The sequence below is a fragment of the Caldiplasma sukawensis genome, assembly GCF_052315375.1.
Taxonomy (GTDB): Archaea; Thermoplasmatota; Thermoplasmata; order Thermoplasmatales; family Thermoplasmataceae; genus Cuniculiplasma.
On record NZ_JBLSDG010000004.1, the window covers coordinates 33,909 to 49,068 of the forward strand.

A 15,160-nucleotide genomic window follows, 5' to 3' on the forward strand; every position below is an offset into this window, starting at 1 on the left:
ATATGATATCCAACACTCTATACTATCTTTCACTGATCCTATTTGCAATAGTTTTCTTTTTCTTTGGAGCGTGGTTTTACAGGCTTTATCTATGGTATCCAAGGGGAAGAAAAGGTGTGACTGGAATAAACAGTCTCATAGGAAAAACTGGAACCATAGTGAGTGACAACGGAACAATGCTTTCAGTAAGGGTTGACGGTCAGTACTGGACTGCAATCAGACCTTCTGATGAAAATATAAAGGTTGGTGATACGGTGGTAGTCAAGGGCGTCAGAGGTCTCAGACTCATAATAGAGGTTGTAAATAATGGGAATTGATTGTGCAGATCTTGGATATGCTGTGATAACAAAGCGAGACGGACATAAGATAGAACTCACCATAGAGGAGACTGTGAAGATATGCGAGGAGGCAATGGAGAAAGGAATGCCAATTCATGAACTCATAAGGGAAAAGTATGCTGACGCAAAGGTTATAAGATTTTTCCAGGACTGATCCCATGAATCTTTTAATAAAATATGATGAAACAACATGTGAAATTGATACCCATGGCGCATACATAAAATCCCTTAATATTTCAGATAAGGAAATTATAAAGGAATCCAGTGACGGTCACCAGACACATGGAGGTATAGCATTCCTGTGTCCTTATGCAAACAGAATTGAAAATGGAACATACACCTTTGAAGGAAAAACTTACCATTTTGAGAAAAATTCAGAAGGCCATTCAATACATGGTTTCGCTAAGGACTCAGATTTTGAAATAAAGGAAAAGAGTGAAAATTCTGTAAAAATGGAAATGAATCTTTTCAGGGATTCCTATCCATTTAATGTTTCTGTAGAAATGGAAATAAGCGTTTCTGACGGGATTCTCACTGAGATAGCACATTTCAGAAACAATGGGAAACTTGATTCTCCCCTTTCACCAGGTTTTCATCCTTATTTTCTAACGGGAGAAAAGTGGGCAGTGATTTTTGAGAAAAAACCTCTCAGGTCAGTCAAGGAAAGAAAATACTTTCCTTCTGGAAATTACATTGAGAGCAAAAGAATTATAAGATCAGGGGGAAATTTTGATGACACATTCAAGTATTCAGGTAAATTGAATATTGAAGGCAATAATTTTAATGTGGAGATGGAACCTTTCAGCTCCAGCTATATTCAAATTTACAATGGTGAGTATTGTGAGAACAGGTCTGTTGCTGTTGAACCTATGGCAGGGGAGGTAAATTCTTTCAATAACAGAATGGGTTTGAAAATTCTAAAGCCTGATGAGACATGGTCATTTGGATATACATTACGATTCAAAACAAACAATTTAAAAGAAAATTTAGAAAGTTGAGGGATATCTCCAGTGCTTGAAAATGATACCTGTGGCCTGACCTAATAGAACGCCTGCAAGCAATGTGAATAGATATGTTACAATTATGTCACTAACAACAAAGATCAAAACTGAAGTGATCGTGTAATAAAGAAAGAAATACCACTTTATGAGGAAAAGGATGGACCATAATGATGAAATGATCACGGAGGTTTCCACCACTACCCTCCCCTTCTTTTCTTTGAAGTTTGCCAGATCACCAACAACGAATCCAATTATGTATCCAATTAAGTAAATAATCATTGCAATTTCAAAGAGAAAGAAAGTTTCATCTATTGAAGAATAAAGGGTCAGGATTAGATAGATCATAGGGTATATCAAAATTTTCCTTGAATATGATATTCCTAGTTTTGATCTTATTACTCTGATTGCAAGAAGTATGAATGTAAATAATAAAAATATGTAGAATTGAATCTTGAAACCCTTTATCAATTGGATTATCTGTGTTTCACTTGTAGGTATGCCTAAAAACATTATTCCCCTATATTATTTTCCTTATAATATTTATGTTTTTCAAATAATTATATAACTATAATCCACTTAATAGTTAAGAATATCTCGTCACATATTTATAAAATATTCAGAAATACTTTTTATTAATTTTTTTCAAATATTCATCAAGTGCTATTATTCGATTAAAGAAATTGTTTTGATCTGACTGATTTATTTAACCATTGGTAAAAATTTATATTATTGAGAAATTAATTTAGTTTATCATATTTAAATGTTCTGTTTACTTTTTATTAAATTTTTAAGATTGCATAATCAAAAAATATTTATGTTAATAATTATTCATATTTAAGGTGAAATTATGAAACCAGTTTTCGATAAAAAAGAAAAGGCGGTATCACCAATTATAGCAACAATTCTACTGATTGCAATAACGGTGGTATTAGCTGCAACTCTTGTGACCATACTTGGAGGATTTACACATGGTGTGGGTAATACGGTTGAAACCCCAAGCGTAAGTGTCAGTGAACTAAGTCCCTCTGGCTCTTCTCCATATTACATTTGGATAAATGTAAGTGCTTCGACGCTCAATCTATCAGCATCATCAATTGGAATTAGTGTAAATGGTGCCTCGGTTGGAACTCTTGCCAGCCAAAGTTCATCAACTTCTACTTTATCTACTTTAACTCCTAATAATAATCCCTCTTATTTCAACGCAGGCTCAGTGTTCGAGTTCCAGTCTAATTCACAAGTAACATCCATAACATTGACATACAATGGAGCAACAATATATACAGACAACAGTATTACTGTAAAATAATTCGGGAAAATTAGAACTTTAAAATATTAGATATAAAACATATATTTTTATCTCATTTTGAAATTATTTTTTTATTTATTTTGTCCAATGATAAATAAGATGCAGCTATTCCCATCGAATTCAATTTTCCTGCTATATACGCACTCTGCAATCCATTTTTGCAATACAGATAAACTTTTTTTGCATTTCTTGATACTTCAAGAATCTTATTAAAATTCAGAGGAGATAAGTTGATTGCATTATCAATATGCCAGTCTTTAAACGAAAGCGGATCCCTGAGGTCAATGATTAAACTCCCCTCATTTACTTTTATTTCTTTATCATTTTTGATTTTAATATTTTTTAGATAATTCTTAATTTCCTTTCCTTTAAGAATGGTTATTTCATTTTCTTCGATTATATATCCATCAAGAATCAGAAGATCCTGTTTCAGTTCCTCATCCTTAATCTTTGTTATTGGCCTTTCCGAAAACAATGCGCAGAATTCTCCAAGATCATTTTCATTATATGTTTCAATTTTTCTTGAAAGATCAATAATTTCATCCTTATCAAATCCTATTAATGGTCTTATAACAGGATAATTCATTCCCTTACTCAGTTGAAATATATTTTCAGGTGTCTGCGACGAAACCTGTCCTGAAGACTCTCCTGTTATTATCCCGTAAGCATCTGATTTTTTTGCTATTCTCTCTCCAATGTTATAGAGAAGTTTTTTAAAGCTTACATTTCCATATTTCAGTTTTCCTTTAAAAACAAAATCTTCAATCAATCTTGAAAGATCTATTATGTAAATGGTAGGATCATATCCATGAAACCATTTCTCAATAAGCTTTTCAGAGACTTCCAGGAAATTTTTTACATCATACGGCGGAGACAAAGAACAGAATATTAGATCAACCGGGGACCCTCTCCTTGCCATCATCCAAACTGCAACAGGAGAATCTATTCCACCTGAAACAAGTGCAATGTATTTCCCCTCTGTCCCTAAAGGAAGACCTCCCGGGCCGGAAATTCTGTTCTCAAAGAAATATGCAACATTTCCCCTTATTTCTATCTCTACTCTCACCTCTGGGTTCTTTAGATCAACGCCTTTGGAATATTTGAAAAGTCTATCCCCTATCATTTTATCCAGTTCAATTGATGAGAATTCATGATCACCGTGTCTTTTTGTGTATACACCAAACACTTTCCCTTTTACTCTTCCTGAGAAAAATTTTTCAGCCTCATTTGATATTTCTTCAGTATTTGTGAAATTAAAACTGTGAACCCGTGAGAATGATTTTATACCCATTATAGTTTTGAGTATATCTTCAACTTCATAATCAGTATTAAGGTAAATCCTTCCTCTTTCTTTTACAAATTCCCAGTTTATTCCATATTTGGTTAGTGCAAGTCTAATATTTTTTATTAATTTCGATTCCATCTGGGCCCTGGTTTTCTTACCCTTCAATCCTATCTCTGAATATCTAATCAGATACATATATTTCATAATCTCAGACCAACCAATATTGGTGTTTCCTTTACAATCCACCTTCTTGACACGGACTCCCTCAATTTTTCAGTTACTTTCATCCATTTTTCAAGGTCATCTGCCTCATACATTACTACAAATTCCTGGTCTCCAATTCCAAAGCTGTATGTGGTGTATGAGAGTATCCCATTATTATTTGGATCAGACATGGCCATGCTTATATGTTCCTTCATTATCTTTTTACGGACGTCATAATCAAGCAAATACCATTCTGTACTCTTGCTCATTGGATAGGCTATAAAATATTTCTTTGTACTTTCATTTATCTGTTTTTCCACTGGAGTTTCCCTTTTAATGTATGGTGATTTCTCATATATTGAAAAATAAGAGTAGATTCCTGAGAATTCATTAAGTTTTCTCATTTCAGCAATCAATGTAAAAAATGGTTCTGATGAATATGCAGAGGCCCATATTATATAATCAATATCCGTTCTCATTGACCTATAAAGATTAAGATGATTTAGATCAAGTTTATTTTTAATCTCTTTTGTCATTTCACTTAATGTTGATTCTTTTCCATTCCACTTAAATCCAAGAATATACATGTGAATATTTGACTTCTCTTTAATTATCATAATACATAATTGAATTTGATGTAATAAATGATTACAAATTTATTGATAATTTTAAGACTCGTATTGAAAGCTGAAGTTTTTAACATTTTCAATATATTTCTTGCCTGATTTTATTGCCTTATCAACAGCATCCCTGGGATTGTTTGCGATTATGAACTCACCCTCATGTGATTTCATCTTTTTCAACTGATGACTGCCCAAGCTTATTACATCTTTGCCCTCGCTTATTGCAAAAGCTTCCTCTGAAATTGTGCCATTCGCGCCATCTATTGCAATAAGTGCATTTGCAGCCCTGATTATCATGAAATTTCTTGCATATCCTATGCCTGTTGTAATGGAATAAGTAAGGTATTTATTTGCATTCTCCCGGGTATATCCTGGGAGAATCCCTATTACCACACCATGATTATCATAAACACCTCTGGAAACCTCCTCCATGACACCAGTCAAGCCTCCGCAAATGACCACAGCATTTCTCTGAGCAAGCTCTTTTCCAACTTCATACGCAATTTTTTTGTATTCATCGGTGGGATTTGCTCCGCCAAGAACCCCGATGTATATCTGATCATTCATTTTTTTGTAATATATCCTATCTATTTCTTATTTTCCTGATTTATCAACATTTAATATTAATCATTACGGAAAACAAAATTTATATATCGATATCGAATAACCGATTATGATGGGAATAAATTTTGGTGGAAGAAGAGGTCTCAGGGAAATGATTCTCATTACACTGAGATCCGGAGAAAAGAATGGTGCAGAGATAATCGATTCTATTGAGGGTGTCACCGCAGGAATGTGGAGGCCATCCCCAGGATCAGTATATCCAATGCTTGAAAAGATGGTTGAGGAAGGTCTTATCGAAAAGACTGAAAACGGCAAATACAAAAGAAAGGAGGGAAGGGAAGATCTCTTCGGTATATTCAACAGGAGAGGCCTTTTTTCAGGAGCACCAAGGAGTACTGAGGAAGCCATTGAGGAGATAAAATCCCTGATTATGTATCTTGAAGATATTAAAAGCAGTGGCTCCAGGAAAGTTGTTGAAAAATCAAAGGAACTTATTGATCTTGCAGAAAGACTAAGAAAACTCACCGAATCTAATAATAAGTAAAATAGGATTCAAAGCAGAATTTTTTCATCTCATCTAAAACAAAATTTTTATTCCACTTTCCTTGTATTTTTAATTTTATACCCTTTTCATCTTTATTGTCTAAGAGGATTTCAAGATTGTATTTTTCCTTCATATAATTGATAAAATAATTAACAGGTATTGCCCTTCCATAAATTATATGTTCTTCATCACTACTATTTTTTATTAAAAGTTTCCCATCATTTAAAATTAGACCGGTGTCCTCGTAAGCAGCTCTGGTTTTGAAATCCTCTCTCCCGCTTAGTGAACTTGCCATTTTGATTTCTAAATCATTATCTATTAATATTTCATCCTCTATACTAAATCTGTTTTTTTCATTCAATGTCTGCGAGAAATATGGTGGAACTATGAACCTTACATCATCAATATATGAGAAAAATGCATTTTTCCTTTTTCCTGAAAATTCAATATCTTTCTGATTAAGGTAACCATCAACAAGAAAAATTCTGATATTTGAGAAAATTTTTTTAATTATATTATTAACAATATGAAGATTATCTCTATTTAAACTCAAAATTCCACCGGTTTCAGATGATATGTCATTAATATTCTTGACTATCCAGGATTCTGAAAATTTGGTCACTGGTAAAATATTCTGCCCTCTCAAAATTGGAAGTACGCAATTCATGAGAATAGATGGAGGATTCCAGCTGTCCCACATCTGAATGTAACTTCCATTTTTTACATCAGGGAGGAACTCTCCAATTTTTGAAATACCATGCATGAATGTTTTTGCATTGTAATTTAAAAGTTTGAAGCTGCCATCATTTTTCCATTTTACAGATGAAAGCGCCCAATCTGAATATGGATCTATGTCCTCCCATTCCCTATCAATATCATTTTCGCATAGCTCCTCAAAGTTTCCTTTTTTATATTTTCCGCTCTTTCCAAAAAGCTCATTTTCAAATTTTCCTGAAAATGAAAATTCAGTTTCATCAGCAATGATTGAAAAAATTCCACCTGTTTTGTCACTAACCAGTTCAAACATTTTAGGATACGTAATAAGACCTGAAAATAGACCTGAATCAAGGAGTTTAGAAACAAGAACAGGTGAAATGTAATAAGGAACAGAAGCTGGAACGTACCCTCCTCTGAAGCAAGATAGAAAGGCAATTTCTTTTTGTAAAGATGGGGGAAGGATGATAAGAATTCTGTCACCCTTGTTTATGGAGTATATTCTTGGAATATTCAATGAAAAATTCCTTACAAGTCTTCTCAAGTCTGAATAGCTGAATTTTCTTCCAAGATAGGAGAATGCAGTGTAACTCTCATTTTGAATAAATGAATTTTCAAGGCTTTCGTATATACCGGTGAATTCACCCTGCACGAAATTACACCTTTGAAACTTCCTCTATTAGATTATAATACCTGTAAAGAACATTGTCCAGTTCATGCAACATGTCAGAAGTTGAGTAAAAATGAGCCTTGAATTTCTCCATATCCTCTCCCAGCCTCTTCAACAAAAAGGATGCAAGAGCTGCTGAATGGAAATTAGACATACCCCTTGAAATAAGACCAGCCACAAAACCTGCTAGCATATCACCGGTCCCTCCCATGGCCATCCTATCTGAACCTCCCGGACTCTTCAGCATCTTTTTTCCATCAGTTATGATGTCTTCTTTCCCTTTTAGCAAAACGGTGCATCCATATTGAAGGGCAAAAGTTTTTGCATTTTCAGCAGTGGGCTCCATTCCTGTAAGGTATCTGAATTCTCCTCCATGTGGTGTTATGATTATCTTTTCATTTATTCTTGTAAGGTCCTCCTTCAGTATATGAATTGCATCTGCATCAACTACCAGAGATTTTCCGCTATCAACAAGCTTGTAGAATAATTCCTTTTGTCTTTGTCCCGTACCTAACCCTGGACCAACAACCAAAGATTTACATTTTTCAATGACCTTGTCAGTAATTTCCGGATCATCTTTTACCACTATGTGATCAATTATGTGCTGACAGAAGATATCATAACTTTTTTCCGGAACAATAGAATAAACAAGATCAGGGAGTGCCTTTGCAGCAGATATGCTGGAAATTATTCCAGCTCCGGTTCTTTCCCATCCGGCAACCACTCCAGCTATTCCATTTTCCCCCTTATGTCCTCCCTTTACAAGCTTAGGGAAATATATCATATCCCCTGGACCTGTATTTTCTATTAACTGCCTGTCTATACCTATATCTCTTACTATTATTTCACCAGAATTCTTATCATCCATGCCTTCCTTGATATCAGTAAATGTTATGGTTATCTTTGGCCTCACCTGCTTATTGCTTCCAAGTCCTGAGGGTACATCCACAGATATAACTGTTTTTCCTGATTTATTGATTAAATCAATTATTGAGGCAAATGGTTCTCTGATATCTCCCTTTACACCAATTCCAAAAAGTGCATCCACCACAAGATCACAGTTTTTAAGATAACTGTTAACAGTTTCTACCGATGGATTCTTTATTATTGAGGCGTTTTTCATCTCGCCCATTGCTCTCTGTATCATCGAATCAACAACACCATTTTCCTTTGTGTAAAGAAGAATTGTAACTCTGTTTTCCCCACTTAGAAAGGTTCCAGCTACAATACCGTCTCCTCCGTTATGACCTTTACCACAAATGATCAGAATGTTTCTTCCTCCTACGTAAAGATCCTTTATTACCTGATAAACAGCCTTTCCAGCATTTCTCATAAGTGGATATAGATCCCTGTACTTATAGTAATAGTTGAAATCAATTCTCTTCTCTTCTAGAAAGTCAATCATTTCATATTGTATGCTGGCAAAGTAGAAAAAACTTTATGGTCATAAACTATACATTTTTTATGGAAGATAAAATTCAAATCTCCCTAGAGAGGCTTAGAAAAGAACAGATAGATTTTTTGCATCTTCAGTTCACGGATATCCAGGGTATTGTAAAAACATTGACAATACCAAAGAACAGATTTGAAGATGCACTTTCGGAGGGAGTAGTTTTCGATGGAAGTTCAGTAGCTGGTTATGCCCAGATTGAAGAATCAGATATGAGGGCAATTCCAGATCTTGAAACATATTCTGTATATCCTTTCTCCCAGGGGGGAAACGCTGCAAGATATATCTGCAATATTTACAATCCTGATGGTTCAAGATTCACAGGAGACCCCAGATATGTGCTGCAGAGAAACCTTGAACAGATACACAAGGAAAATAAAGAATTTTATGTAGGGCCGGAATTCGAATTTTTCATATTTCATAAGGACGAAAAGGGCAATCCTACAAACAATCCATCTGATTTCAATGGATATTTTGATCACACCCCTAATGACAGCGCAGCAAAGATAAGACAGGAGATACTAACACAGTTGAGATTAATGGGTTATGAACCAGAAGCTGCTCATCATGAAGTGGCCTTTGGTCAGCAGGAAGTTGATCTAAGATATGCAAGCGCCCTAACAATGGCAGACAGAATAATTACACTAAAAAGTCTCATCAAGAATATAGCGGAAAATAACAACCTGTATGCATCATTCATGCCAAAGCCTGTTAATGGTGTAAATGGATCAGGTATGCACATACATCAGAGTATAATGGAAGATACAAAGGATGGAAAGAAGAAAAATCTTTTCTATGATGAAAATTCAGGGGATTCAAGCGGTTTAAGCAGTTATGCAAGAATGTACACAGCTGGTATACTTGAAAACATAAACAGCGGTACTGCAATACTTGCCTCATGGGTAAATTCATACAAGAGGCTCATTCCAGGTTATGAGGCACCCGTATATATTTCATGGGCAAACAAAAACAGATCTGCACTTGTCAGGGTTCCGGCAGGCACAGGAATGAAGAAGAGGATAGAACTGAGGTGTCCAGATTCCGCAGGAAATCCATATCTTCAGTTTGCAACAGTACTTGGAATGGGAATGGATGGTATAAAAAGAAAACTGGAACTACCTCCACCCATTGAACGTGATATTTTCAGCATGACCAAGGAGGAGAGGATTAAGGCGGGAATAGGCTATCTTCCAGAAAGCCTTGGGGAGGCTCTCCATCACATGAGAAATTCAAAACTCATGAAAGAAATACTGGGAGATCATGTATATGAAAACTTCCTGACAGTGAAGCAGAGAGAGTGGGACGCTTTCCGTTCTCATGTAACAGAGTGGGAGATTAAGAGATATCTCCCATTCCTTTAATTTAAGAATTGCAGAATTCAATGGCCTTTCTGAATGCTTTCACATAATCTTCCTTTTTAATTTTTCCGGTATTTACATTCCTCGGGCTGGGATGGAAAAGAGTTAAAATTTTATATTTTTCAATATCAATAAATTCTCCATTTTTAAACTCTTTTCTCTCTCTGCAATTCAGGCTTTTCATTACCGTATTGAAAGCAACTCTTCCAAGGCACACTATAACCTTTAGATTCTTCATCATCTCTAACTCACTTATGAGGTATGGCAAACAATTTTCTATTTCATTCTTTTCTGGTATATTTTCGGGTGGGACACAACGTACTGCCAGTGTTATGAACGCATTCCTGTATTCAAGTCCATCCTCCATCATCTCAGATTTCTCTCTGTTTGCAATTCCCACTTCATAAAGTGAAGAAACAAGAAAATCCGAGCTTTTATCACCGGTAAATACCCTTCCTGTTCTGTTAGCTCCAAGGGCTGCGGGAGCAAGTCCCACAATTGCAATCTGACCGTTTATATCTCCATATCCGCAGACTGGTTTTCGCCAGAATTTGTACCCATAATTTTTCTCCCTGCTCTGGAAAACTGTTTCTCTGAAATTCTTCAGTCTTTCACATTTACTGCAGTTTACTATTTCAGAACATAGTTTTTTAAAATCTTCTTCATTTTTCTTCGATACCAGAAAACTTCACCTCTAGTTCTTTTTTCAAAGATGCAGACAGTGATAACATTTTCTCATATAGATTGTTTATTCTGTTGTTTGTTTCACTCATTATCCTCTCTGTGGTTTGCAACGAATATACATAAAGGTAACCTCCATCCTTCAACTGTCTAACATCCCTCAATACCAGATTTCTGGAAACAAGCTTCTGAAGTGAACGATTCACAGTACTTTGATCCTTTTTTAATGTGTTGCATATGGATTCCTTAGTTTTCCAGACACCCTGGTCCAGAGAATAAAATACCTGTATATCTGTTATGTTCAATTCATAAAGAAAAGACAGAAGATCTGCACAACATGCAATTTCAGACTCCATTTTAGGTTGTAATCTCACAATTCCTTATATTAAATGGGAATTTTAAGTTTTGCATGATTTTGGCAAAACCAAAATATACTTAAACCCTGTTGCAATACTGTAATATGGAATCTAATGAAGATAATGAACTAGACCAGATAAGAAGAAAGATGGTTCAGAATTTGCTTCAGGATTCTAAGAAAAAAGAGGTGAAATATATGGAACCTATGGAATTGACCGATGGAAATTTTATGGACGCTGTTAAGAGAGAGAAGGTATTGGTTGTGGATTTCTGGGCTGCGTGGTGCGCTCCCTGCAGATTCCTCTCACCAATAATAGATGAGCTTTCAAAGGAATACGCAGGAAAAATTACATTTGGAAAGGTGAATGTAGATGAAAACCCGAATGTAAGCTCAGAACTGAACATAACAAGCATTCCAACAGTAATGATGTTTAAGAATGGAAAACTTGCAGACATAAGTATAGGAGCAGTACCAAAGCCAATGCTTGAAGCCAAACTCAAAAAATTGCTAAACTGATAAGTATGAAAGAATACGACATTATAATAATAGGAGGGGCCTTTGCAGGCCTCTCCGCTGCAATATATTCCTCAAGACAGGGGATGAAAACCGCAGTTATTACAAAAGACATAGGGGGCCAGGGGCTTCTTACAGATGAAATACAAAATTATCCGGGATTTAAGAGTATATCAGGATTTGACCTTGCCTCAAAATTCCAGGAACAGGCTTCAATGTATGGAACAGAGTTCTTTTACGATGAGGTGAGTGAGGTAAGTGAAAAAGATGGGCGTTTTCATGTTAAGGGATACTCTGACACCTATGTTTGTGAGAGTCTTGTTCTGGCATTTGGTAAAACACCGAGGGACCTTGGAGTACCTGGAGAAGAGAAATTCAAGGGACGGGGTGTATCTTACTGTTCAATATGTGATGGTCCACTTTATCGCGGCAAGGATGTTGTTGTTGCAGGAGTAGGTGATCATGCACTACAAGCTGCACTTTATCTCTCCACAGTTGCGTCTAATGTAACTGTGATAAACAAAGGTCAGAAAATATCAGGAACAGAGGACATGGTTAATGAGGTAAAATCGCTACAGAATGTTAAATTCATTTTGGATTCAACAGTCCAAGAAATAAAGGGGGATAAATCTGTTAGTTCAATCATAATTAAGAAGGCTGGTAAGGAAGAGGAAATCCAGACAAGGGCCGTATTTGTTGAGATGGGTTACGTGGCTAAAACAGGGATGCTGAAGAATTTTGTTGACATGAACAAAGAAGGTGAAGTAATAATTGATATGAAAGGGGCAACAAGCAGACCTGGAGTATTTGCAGCAGGTGATGTGACTGAAATGCCATACAAACAGGCCATAATATCGGCAGGCCAGGGAGCAGTTGCAGCACTTTCAGCAATAAATTATATACACAAAAAAAGAGGAAAAGTTTCGGTCAAAACAGACTGGAAATATATTAAAAAAGAGGATAAGAAGGAAGACAGTATGGTTAAAATATGATCACAATATTTATTATTTTTTCATACATTTTAAAGAATGAAATTGGTAACTGTGGATCAAGGTTTTGACAAACATAACAGAAAACGAATAAAATCAGAAAATATGGATATAACAATTTTCAAAGTTAATGATGATTTCTTCGCTTGTGAATCTAAATGTCCTCACAGGGGTGGGCCACTCTTTCTGGCTAGAAATCATGGTGACAATTCAATTACATGCATTTCACATAACATCCGCTTCTCTTTAACAGACGGAAAAGTTATACACAATCCCATACCTGAATCCATGGGGGACTATGCAGTCTGCGGCAACCTGAAAATTTATAGATGTGAAAAGGAAGGAAGCAATATAGTTGTACAGACAGAGTGAGATTAATAGTATATAAATGTTTCTGTTGAGCATTTTTAATAACCGTTATAAGAAAAGGCAATCATGACAGATGTGTATTTCATAGTGAACAGAAGGGGCCTTACAATCATGATATTCGGGGCGATTTTGTTCACTGCGCAGTTTTTGTTACAGCCTTTTGCAGGTTCTGACATTTTCACAAGAATCTTAATTGATGTTATCCTTGGTTTTTCCATTGGAATACTCATATCAATGGTTACATCAAGGCTGGATTTCGTCTCAAGCCTGACCCTCAGTATTGTTGTGAATTTTCTTATTAACGGTGGAATTTTAAATTATTCTGGACTAACATTTAATAAAGAATTATCTCAATTTATCATCCATCCAGCCATCTCATTTTTCTATGACATCATCATCATATTAGTAGAGACAATTGGAATTTTTACAGGAAGCTTTTTGCCTGAGCTTATTGAAAAGGATACTGAACCGGAAATTATTTCCCTTCGTTCATATCAGAATCTAACTGGTGCCTTTTCATACATATTTTTCATCTCATTTCTGGGGGTTTTGAGTTCAAATATTTTACCATCTGTAATGTACCCGGAATATTTCCTCTTATTTCTTCTTATTTCCCTGGTTCTTTCCTATTTCAATATATTTTTTTCAGGTTCTACAGGTCTCAATTTAGCGGTAATTCCTCTGATAATAATTGCAGTAATACTTGGAATTTATTACGGGTTTATTCCAAAAACACAATACTATGAATACGCCATTATTGTATTCATCGCATCATTTATCTATTTTTATGCGGTGAACAGGATAGAGGTTGATAGGAACGGGAGAATCACTGGTTCAGTTGTATCATCATCCAGAGCATTCTATTTCTCACTTCCTTTTCTTTTGATTTTATGGTTCATTCTACGCACCTTTTTTTTAAAGGACCTCCTCATAGATTCAATATTTTTCCTCATATTGCCTGAAACATCAATGGACATTCTTGCGGATTTTCTAAAGGGTAGAAAAACAGGAAAGGTTGGGTCTATTGGAGGATTGGGAATGTCAGATGGACTATGGTTGCAATTCCTCATATCAATGTTTTTCATTCTTGCTCTCATAAGTACGCTGAATATTGCCATATGAATTTATAAACTGAGATCATATCCTCCATTGTGCAGGTTGATTTTGAAAGTAATGAAATCCTTTTAAAAATAAGGGATAATTTTTACAAAAATCACCTTGGTAATACTCCAATACTGAAGGTCAGCCTGGATAATGGGTCAACAGTTTATGCGAAAATTGAATATTTTAACAGATACGGCTCAATAAAAGATAGGGCAGCTTTCTTTATGGTTTATGATAAGATACTTTCATCTCCCACCGCTGAAATGATAGTAGTGGAAGGCACTTCAGGAAATACAGGTATAGCAATCGGGCATATTTGTAGAATGCTGAATATACCTTCAATAATTTTTGTGCCCCCTGGGGTTTCAGAGGAAACTTACAATGAGCTGGTTGCCACTGGGGCCAATGTTGTAAGAGCTGAGTCCACAGGAGACCCAAAAAGCACTGAAAGTGCAATAAGGATGGCAATGGATATTTCAGTGAAAGAACCCTTGAAGTATAAGAATCTGCATCAGCACGGCAACCCAATGAATCAATATTCACATATCATGACCACCGGTCCGGAAATAATGAAAGATATAAGATCAAATCCGGACATAATATTTATATCAATGGGAACAGGGGGATCACTAACCGGTATTGGAAAATATTTCAAAGAAAAAGATAATTCAACAAAAGTAATAATGGGTGAGGCAGATGAAAACTCTTTCATCCAGGGAATCAGGAATTTTAGAAAGGCAAAGGATAAGGAACTTATAATTAAAAATATGAATCTTGTGGATTCAATAGTAAAGGTTAGTGAGGTTGAGGCATTTAAAGGGGTAAGAATGCTTTCAGAATACAGGGTGTTTTCAGGGCACTCAGGTGGTGGAAATTTTTATCATGCAATGAAAATAGCCAGAACATATGAGGGTGTTAATGTACTTACAGTAATACCAGACAGTGGGATAAAATACATTAAATTGTATGAAAACAAAAAGGTATTTTCCAAAAATGAGATCCTGGAAGTTTCATCATATGTCAAAGGATAGAAGACCATTCATGGTAGAAAATTGAAAGCATAAAAACAGCTCTCATAAATCGATCTGA

General features: G+C 35.5%; 19 protein-coding genes. 11 read left to right on the plus strand and 8 right to left on the minus strand.

What is annotated here, in order from left to right; translation table 11 throughout:
• The first annotated feature begins 2 nt into the window (after window positions 1-2).
• Genes ACNF4Z_RS03510 through ACNF4Z_RS03520 form a run of 3 tightly spaced genes read left to right on the plus strand, consistent with a single transcriptional unit; the run spans window position 3 to window position 1,336 of the window.
• Entirely contained in the window at window positions 3-317 is a 315-nt protein-coding gene (locus ACNF4Z_RS03510; protein ID WP_458327865.1) for an NfeD family protein, read from the plus strand.
• Window positions 307-492: a hypothetical protein gene (locus ACNF4Z_RS03515; protein WP_458327866.1), complete on the plus strand. Its 186-nt coding sequence runs from the start codon at window positions 307-309 to the stop codon at window positions 490-492. Before ACNF4Z_RS03510 ends, ACNF4Z_RS03515 begins: the two co-directional genes overlap by 11 nt.
• A gap of 4 nt (window positions 493-496) precedes the next feature.
• A complete protein-coding gene (locus ACNF4Z_RS03520) occupies window positions 497-1,336 on the plus strand; it encodes an aldose epimerase family protein (RefSeq protein ID WP_458327867.1) in 840 nt (279 codons plus the stop codon).
• On the opposite strand, the gene ACNF4Z_RS03525 is transcribed toward ACNF4Z_RS03520, so the two are convergent.
• Window positions 1,325-1,849, minus strand: coding sequence for a hypothetical protein (locus tag ACNF4Z_RS03525; protein ID WP_458327868.1), 525 nt, complete (start codon window positions 1,847-1,849; stop codon window positions 1,325-1,327). The two genes, ACNF4Z_RS03520 and ACNF4Z_RS03525, sit on opposite strands and share 12 nt — an antisense overlap.
• A gap of 337 nt (window positions 1,850-2,186) precedes the next feature.
• Between ACNF4Z_RS03525 and ACNF4Z_RS03530 the strand changes: the two genes are divergently transcribed.
• Entirely contained in the window at window positions 2,187-2,645 is a 459-nt protein-coding gene (locus ACNF4Z_RS03530) for an archaellin/type IV pilin N-terminal domain-containing protein (protein WP_458327869.1), read from the plus strand.
• Between the two features lie 52 nt (window positions 2,646-2,697).
• On the opposite strand, the gene ACNF4Z_RS03535 is transcribed toward ACNF4Z_RS03530, so the two are convergent.
• From ACNF4Z_RS03535 to ACNF4Z_RS03545, 3 genes are read right to left on the minus strand one after another with little or no spacing between them, the layout of a single operon-like run.
• Window positions 2,698-4,176, minus strand: coding sequence for a THUMP domain-containing protein (locus tag ACNF4Z_RS03535; protein WP_458327870.1), 1,479 nt, complete (start codon window positions 4,174-4,176; stop codon window positions 2,698-2,700).
• Window positions 4,131-4,751: a chlorite dismutase family protein gene (locus ACNF4Z_RS03540; protein WP_458327871.1), complete on the minus strand. Its 621-nt coding sequence runs from the start codon at window positions 4,749-4,751 to the stop codon at window positions 4,131-4,133. The genes ACNF4Z_RS03535 and ACNF4Z_RS03540 overlap by 46 nt, the downstream gene beginning before the upstream one ends.
• 51 nt (window positions 4,752-4,802) lie before the next feature.
• The gene (locus ACNF4Z_RS03545) at window positions 4,803-5,324 is read right to left on the minus strand and encodes a TIGR00725 family protein (RefSeq protein WP_458327872.1); all 522 of its coding nucleotides are present in this window, start codon (window positions 5,322-5,324) and stop codon (window positions 4,803-4,805) included.
• 106 nt (window positions 5,325-5,430) lie between these two features.
• Between ACNF4Z_RS03545 and ACNF4Z_RS03550 the strand changes: the two genes are divergently transcribed.
• Window positions 5,431-5,865, plus strand: a complete 435-nt coding sequence (locus ACNF4Z_RS03550; RefSeq protein WP_458327873.1) for a PadR family transcriptional regulator — start codon at window positions 5,431-5,433, stop codon at window positions 5,863-5,865.
• Here the strand turns inward: ACNF4Z_RS03550 and ACNF4Z_RS03555 are convergent.
• Together ACNF4Z_RS03555 and ACNF4Z_RS03560 are read right to left on the minus strand one after the other, a co-directional pair.
• Window positions 5,852-7,231, minus strand: a complete 1,380-nt coding sequence (locus tag ACNF4Z_RS03555; RefSeq protein ID WP_458327874.1) for a hypothetical protein — start codon at window positions 7,229-7,231, stop codon at window positions 5,852-5,854. The genes ACNF4Z_RS03550 and ACNF4Z_RS03555 overlap by 14 nt on opposite strands.
• 4 nt (window positions 7,232-7,235) lie before the next feature.
• Window positions 7,236-8,654 carry an NAD(P)H-hydrate dehydratase gene (locus ACNF4Z_RS03560; protein WP_458327875.1) on the minus strand — a complete coding sequence of 473 codons (1,419 nt, stop codon included), beginning with the start codon at window positions 8,652-8,654 and terminating at the stop codon, window positions 7,236-7,238.
• 59 nt (window positions 8,655-8,713) lie between these two features.
• Between ACNF4Z_RS03560 and glnA the strand changes: the two genes are divergently transcribed.
• On the plus strand, window positions 8,714-10,060 hold the full coding sequence (glnA, locus tag ACNF4Z_RS03565) for a type I glutamate--ammonia ligase (protein WP_458327876.1): 1,347 nt from the start codon (window positions 8,714-8,716) through the stop codon (window positions 10,058-10,060).
• Between the two features lies 1 nt (window position 10,061).
• Here the strand turns inward: glnA and ACNF4Z_RS03570 are convergent, their stop codons facing one another.
• Together ACNF4Z_RS03570 and ACNF4Z_RS03575 are read right to left on the minus strand one after the other, a co-directional pair.
• Window positions 10,062-10,739 carry a uracil-DNA glycosylase gene (locus tag ACNF4Z_RS03570; RefSeq protein ID WP_458327940.1) on the minus strand — a complete coding sequence of 226 codons (678 nt, stop codon included), beginning with the start codon at window positions 10,737-10,739 and terminating at the stop codon, window positions 10,062-10,064.
• The gene (locus tag ACNF4Z_RS03575; protein WP_458327877.1) at window positions 10,720-11,112 is read right to left on the minus strand and encodes a hypothetical protein; all 393 of its coding nucleotides are present in this window, start codon (window positions 11,110-11,112) and stop codon (window positions 10,720-10,722) included. The genes ACNF4Z_RS03570 and ACNF4Z_RS03575 overlap by 20 nt, the downstream gene beginning before the upstream one ends.
• 86 nt (window positions 11,113-11,198) lie before the next feature.
• Between ACNF4Z_RS03575 and trxA the strand changes: the two genes are divergently transcribed.
• The 5 genes from trxA to ACNF4Z_RS03600 all read left to right on the plus strand — a co-directional run bounded on the left by trxA (window position 11,199) and on the right by ACNF4Z_RS03600 (window position 15,102).
• Window positions 11,199-11,612 (plus strand): thioredoxin, encoded by a 414-nt coding sequence (trxA, locus tag ACNF4Z_RS03580; RefSeq protein WP_458327878.1) that lies wholly within the window; start codon window positions 11,199-11,201, stop codon window positions 11,610-11,612.
• Between the two features lie 5 nt (window positions 11,613-11,617).
• On the plus strand, window positions 11,618-12,601 hold the full coding sequence (locus ACNF4Z_RS03585; protein WP_458327879.1) for an NAD(P)/FAD-dependent oxidoreductase: 984 nt from the start codon (window positions 11,618-11,620) through the stop codon (window positions 12,599-12,601).
• Between the two features lie 36 nt (window positions 12,602-12,637).
• Complete coding sequence (locus tag ACNF4Z_RS03590; protein WP_458327880.1) at window positions 12,638-12,970, plus strand: Rieske (2Fe-2S) protein; 333 nt, start codon at window positions 12,638-12,640, stop codon at window positions 12,968-12,970.
• Window positions 12,971-13,033: 63 nt separating this feature from the next.
• The gene (locus ACNF4Z_RS03595; protein WP_458327881.1) at window positions 13,034-14,089 is read left to right on the plus strand and encodes a hypothetical protein; all 1,056 of its coding nucleotides are present in this window, start codon (window positions 13,034-13,036) and stop codon (window positions 14,087-14,089) included.
• Window positions 14,090-14,118: 29 nt separating this feature from the next.
• Window positions 14,119-15,102, plus strand: coding sequence for a cysteine synthase family protein (locus tag ACNF4Z_RS03600; RefSeq protein ID WP_458327882.1), 984 nt, complete (start codon window positions 14,119-14,121; stop codon window positions 15,100-15,102).
• Window positions 15,103-15,160 lie beyond the last annotated feature (58 nt).

Coding starts and splice junctions, on each gene's coding strand:
- ACNF4Z_RS03510 (WP_458327865.1), top strand. CDS start 3: ATGATATCCAACACTCTATACTATCTTTCACTGATCCTATTTGCAATA.
- ACNF4Z_RS03515 (WP_458327866.1), top strand. CDS start 307: ATGGGAATTGATTGTGCAGATCTTGGATATGCTGTGATAACAAAGCGA.
- ACNF4Z_RS03520 (WP_458327867.1), top strand. CDS start 497: ATGAATCTTTTAATAAAATATGATGAAACAACATGTGAAATTGATACC.
- ACNF4Z_RS03525 (WP_458327868.1), bottom strand. CDS start 1,849: ATGTTTTTAGGCATACCTACAAGTGAAACACAGATAATCCAATTGATA.
- ACNF4Z_RS03530 (WP_458327869.1), top strand. CDS start 2,187: ATGAAACCAGTTTTCGATAAAAAAGAAAAGGCGGTATCACCAATTATA.
- ACNF4Z_RS03540 (WP_458327871.1), bottom strand. CDS start 4,751: ATGATAATTAAAGAGAAGTCAAATATTCACATGTATATTCTTGGATTT.
- ACNF4Z_RS03545 (WP_458327872.1), bottom strand. CDS start 5,324: ATGAATGATCAGATATACATCGGGGTTCTTGGCGGAGCAAATCCCACC.
- ACNF4Z_RS03550 (WP_458327873.1), top strand. CDS start 5,431: ATGATGGGAATAAATTTTGGTGGAAGAAGAGGTCTCAGGGAAATGATT.
- ACNF4Z_RS03560 (WP_458327875.1), bottom strand. CDS start 8,654: ATGATTGACTTTCTAGAAGAGAAGAGAATTGATTTCAACTATTACTAT.
- glnA (WP_458327876.1), top strand. CDS start 8,714: ATGGAAGATAAAATTCAAATCTCCCTAGAGAGGCTTAGAAAAGAACAG.
- trxA (WP_458327878.1), top strand. CDS start 11,199: ATGGAATCTAATGAAGATAATGAACTAGACCAGATAAGAAGAAAGATG.
- ACNF4Z_RS03585 (WP_458327879.1), top strand. CDS start 11,618: ATGAAAGAATACGACATTATAATAATAGGAGGGGCCTTTGCAGGCCTC.
- ACNF4Z_RS03590 (WP_458327880.1), top strand. CDS start 12,638: ATGAAATTGGTAACTGTGGATCAAGGTTTTGACAAACATAACAGAAAA.
- ACNF4Z_RS03595 (WP_458327881.1), top strand. CDS start 13,034: ATGACAGATGTGTATTTCATAGTGAACAGAAGGGGCCTTACAATCATG.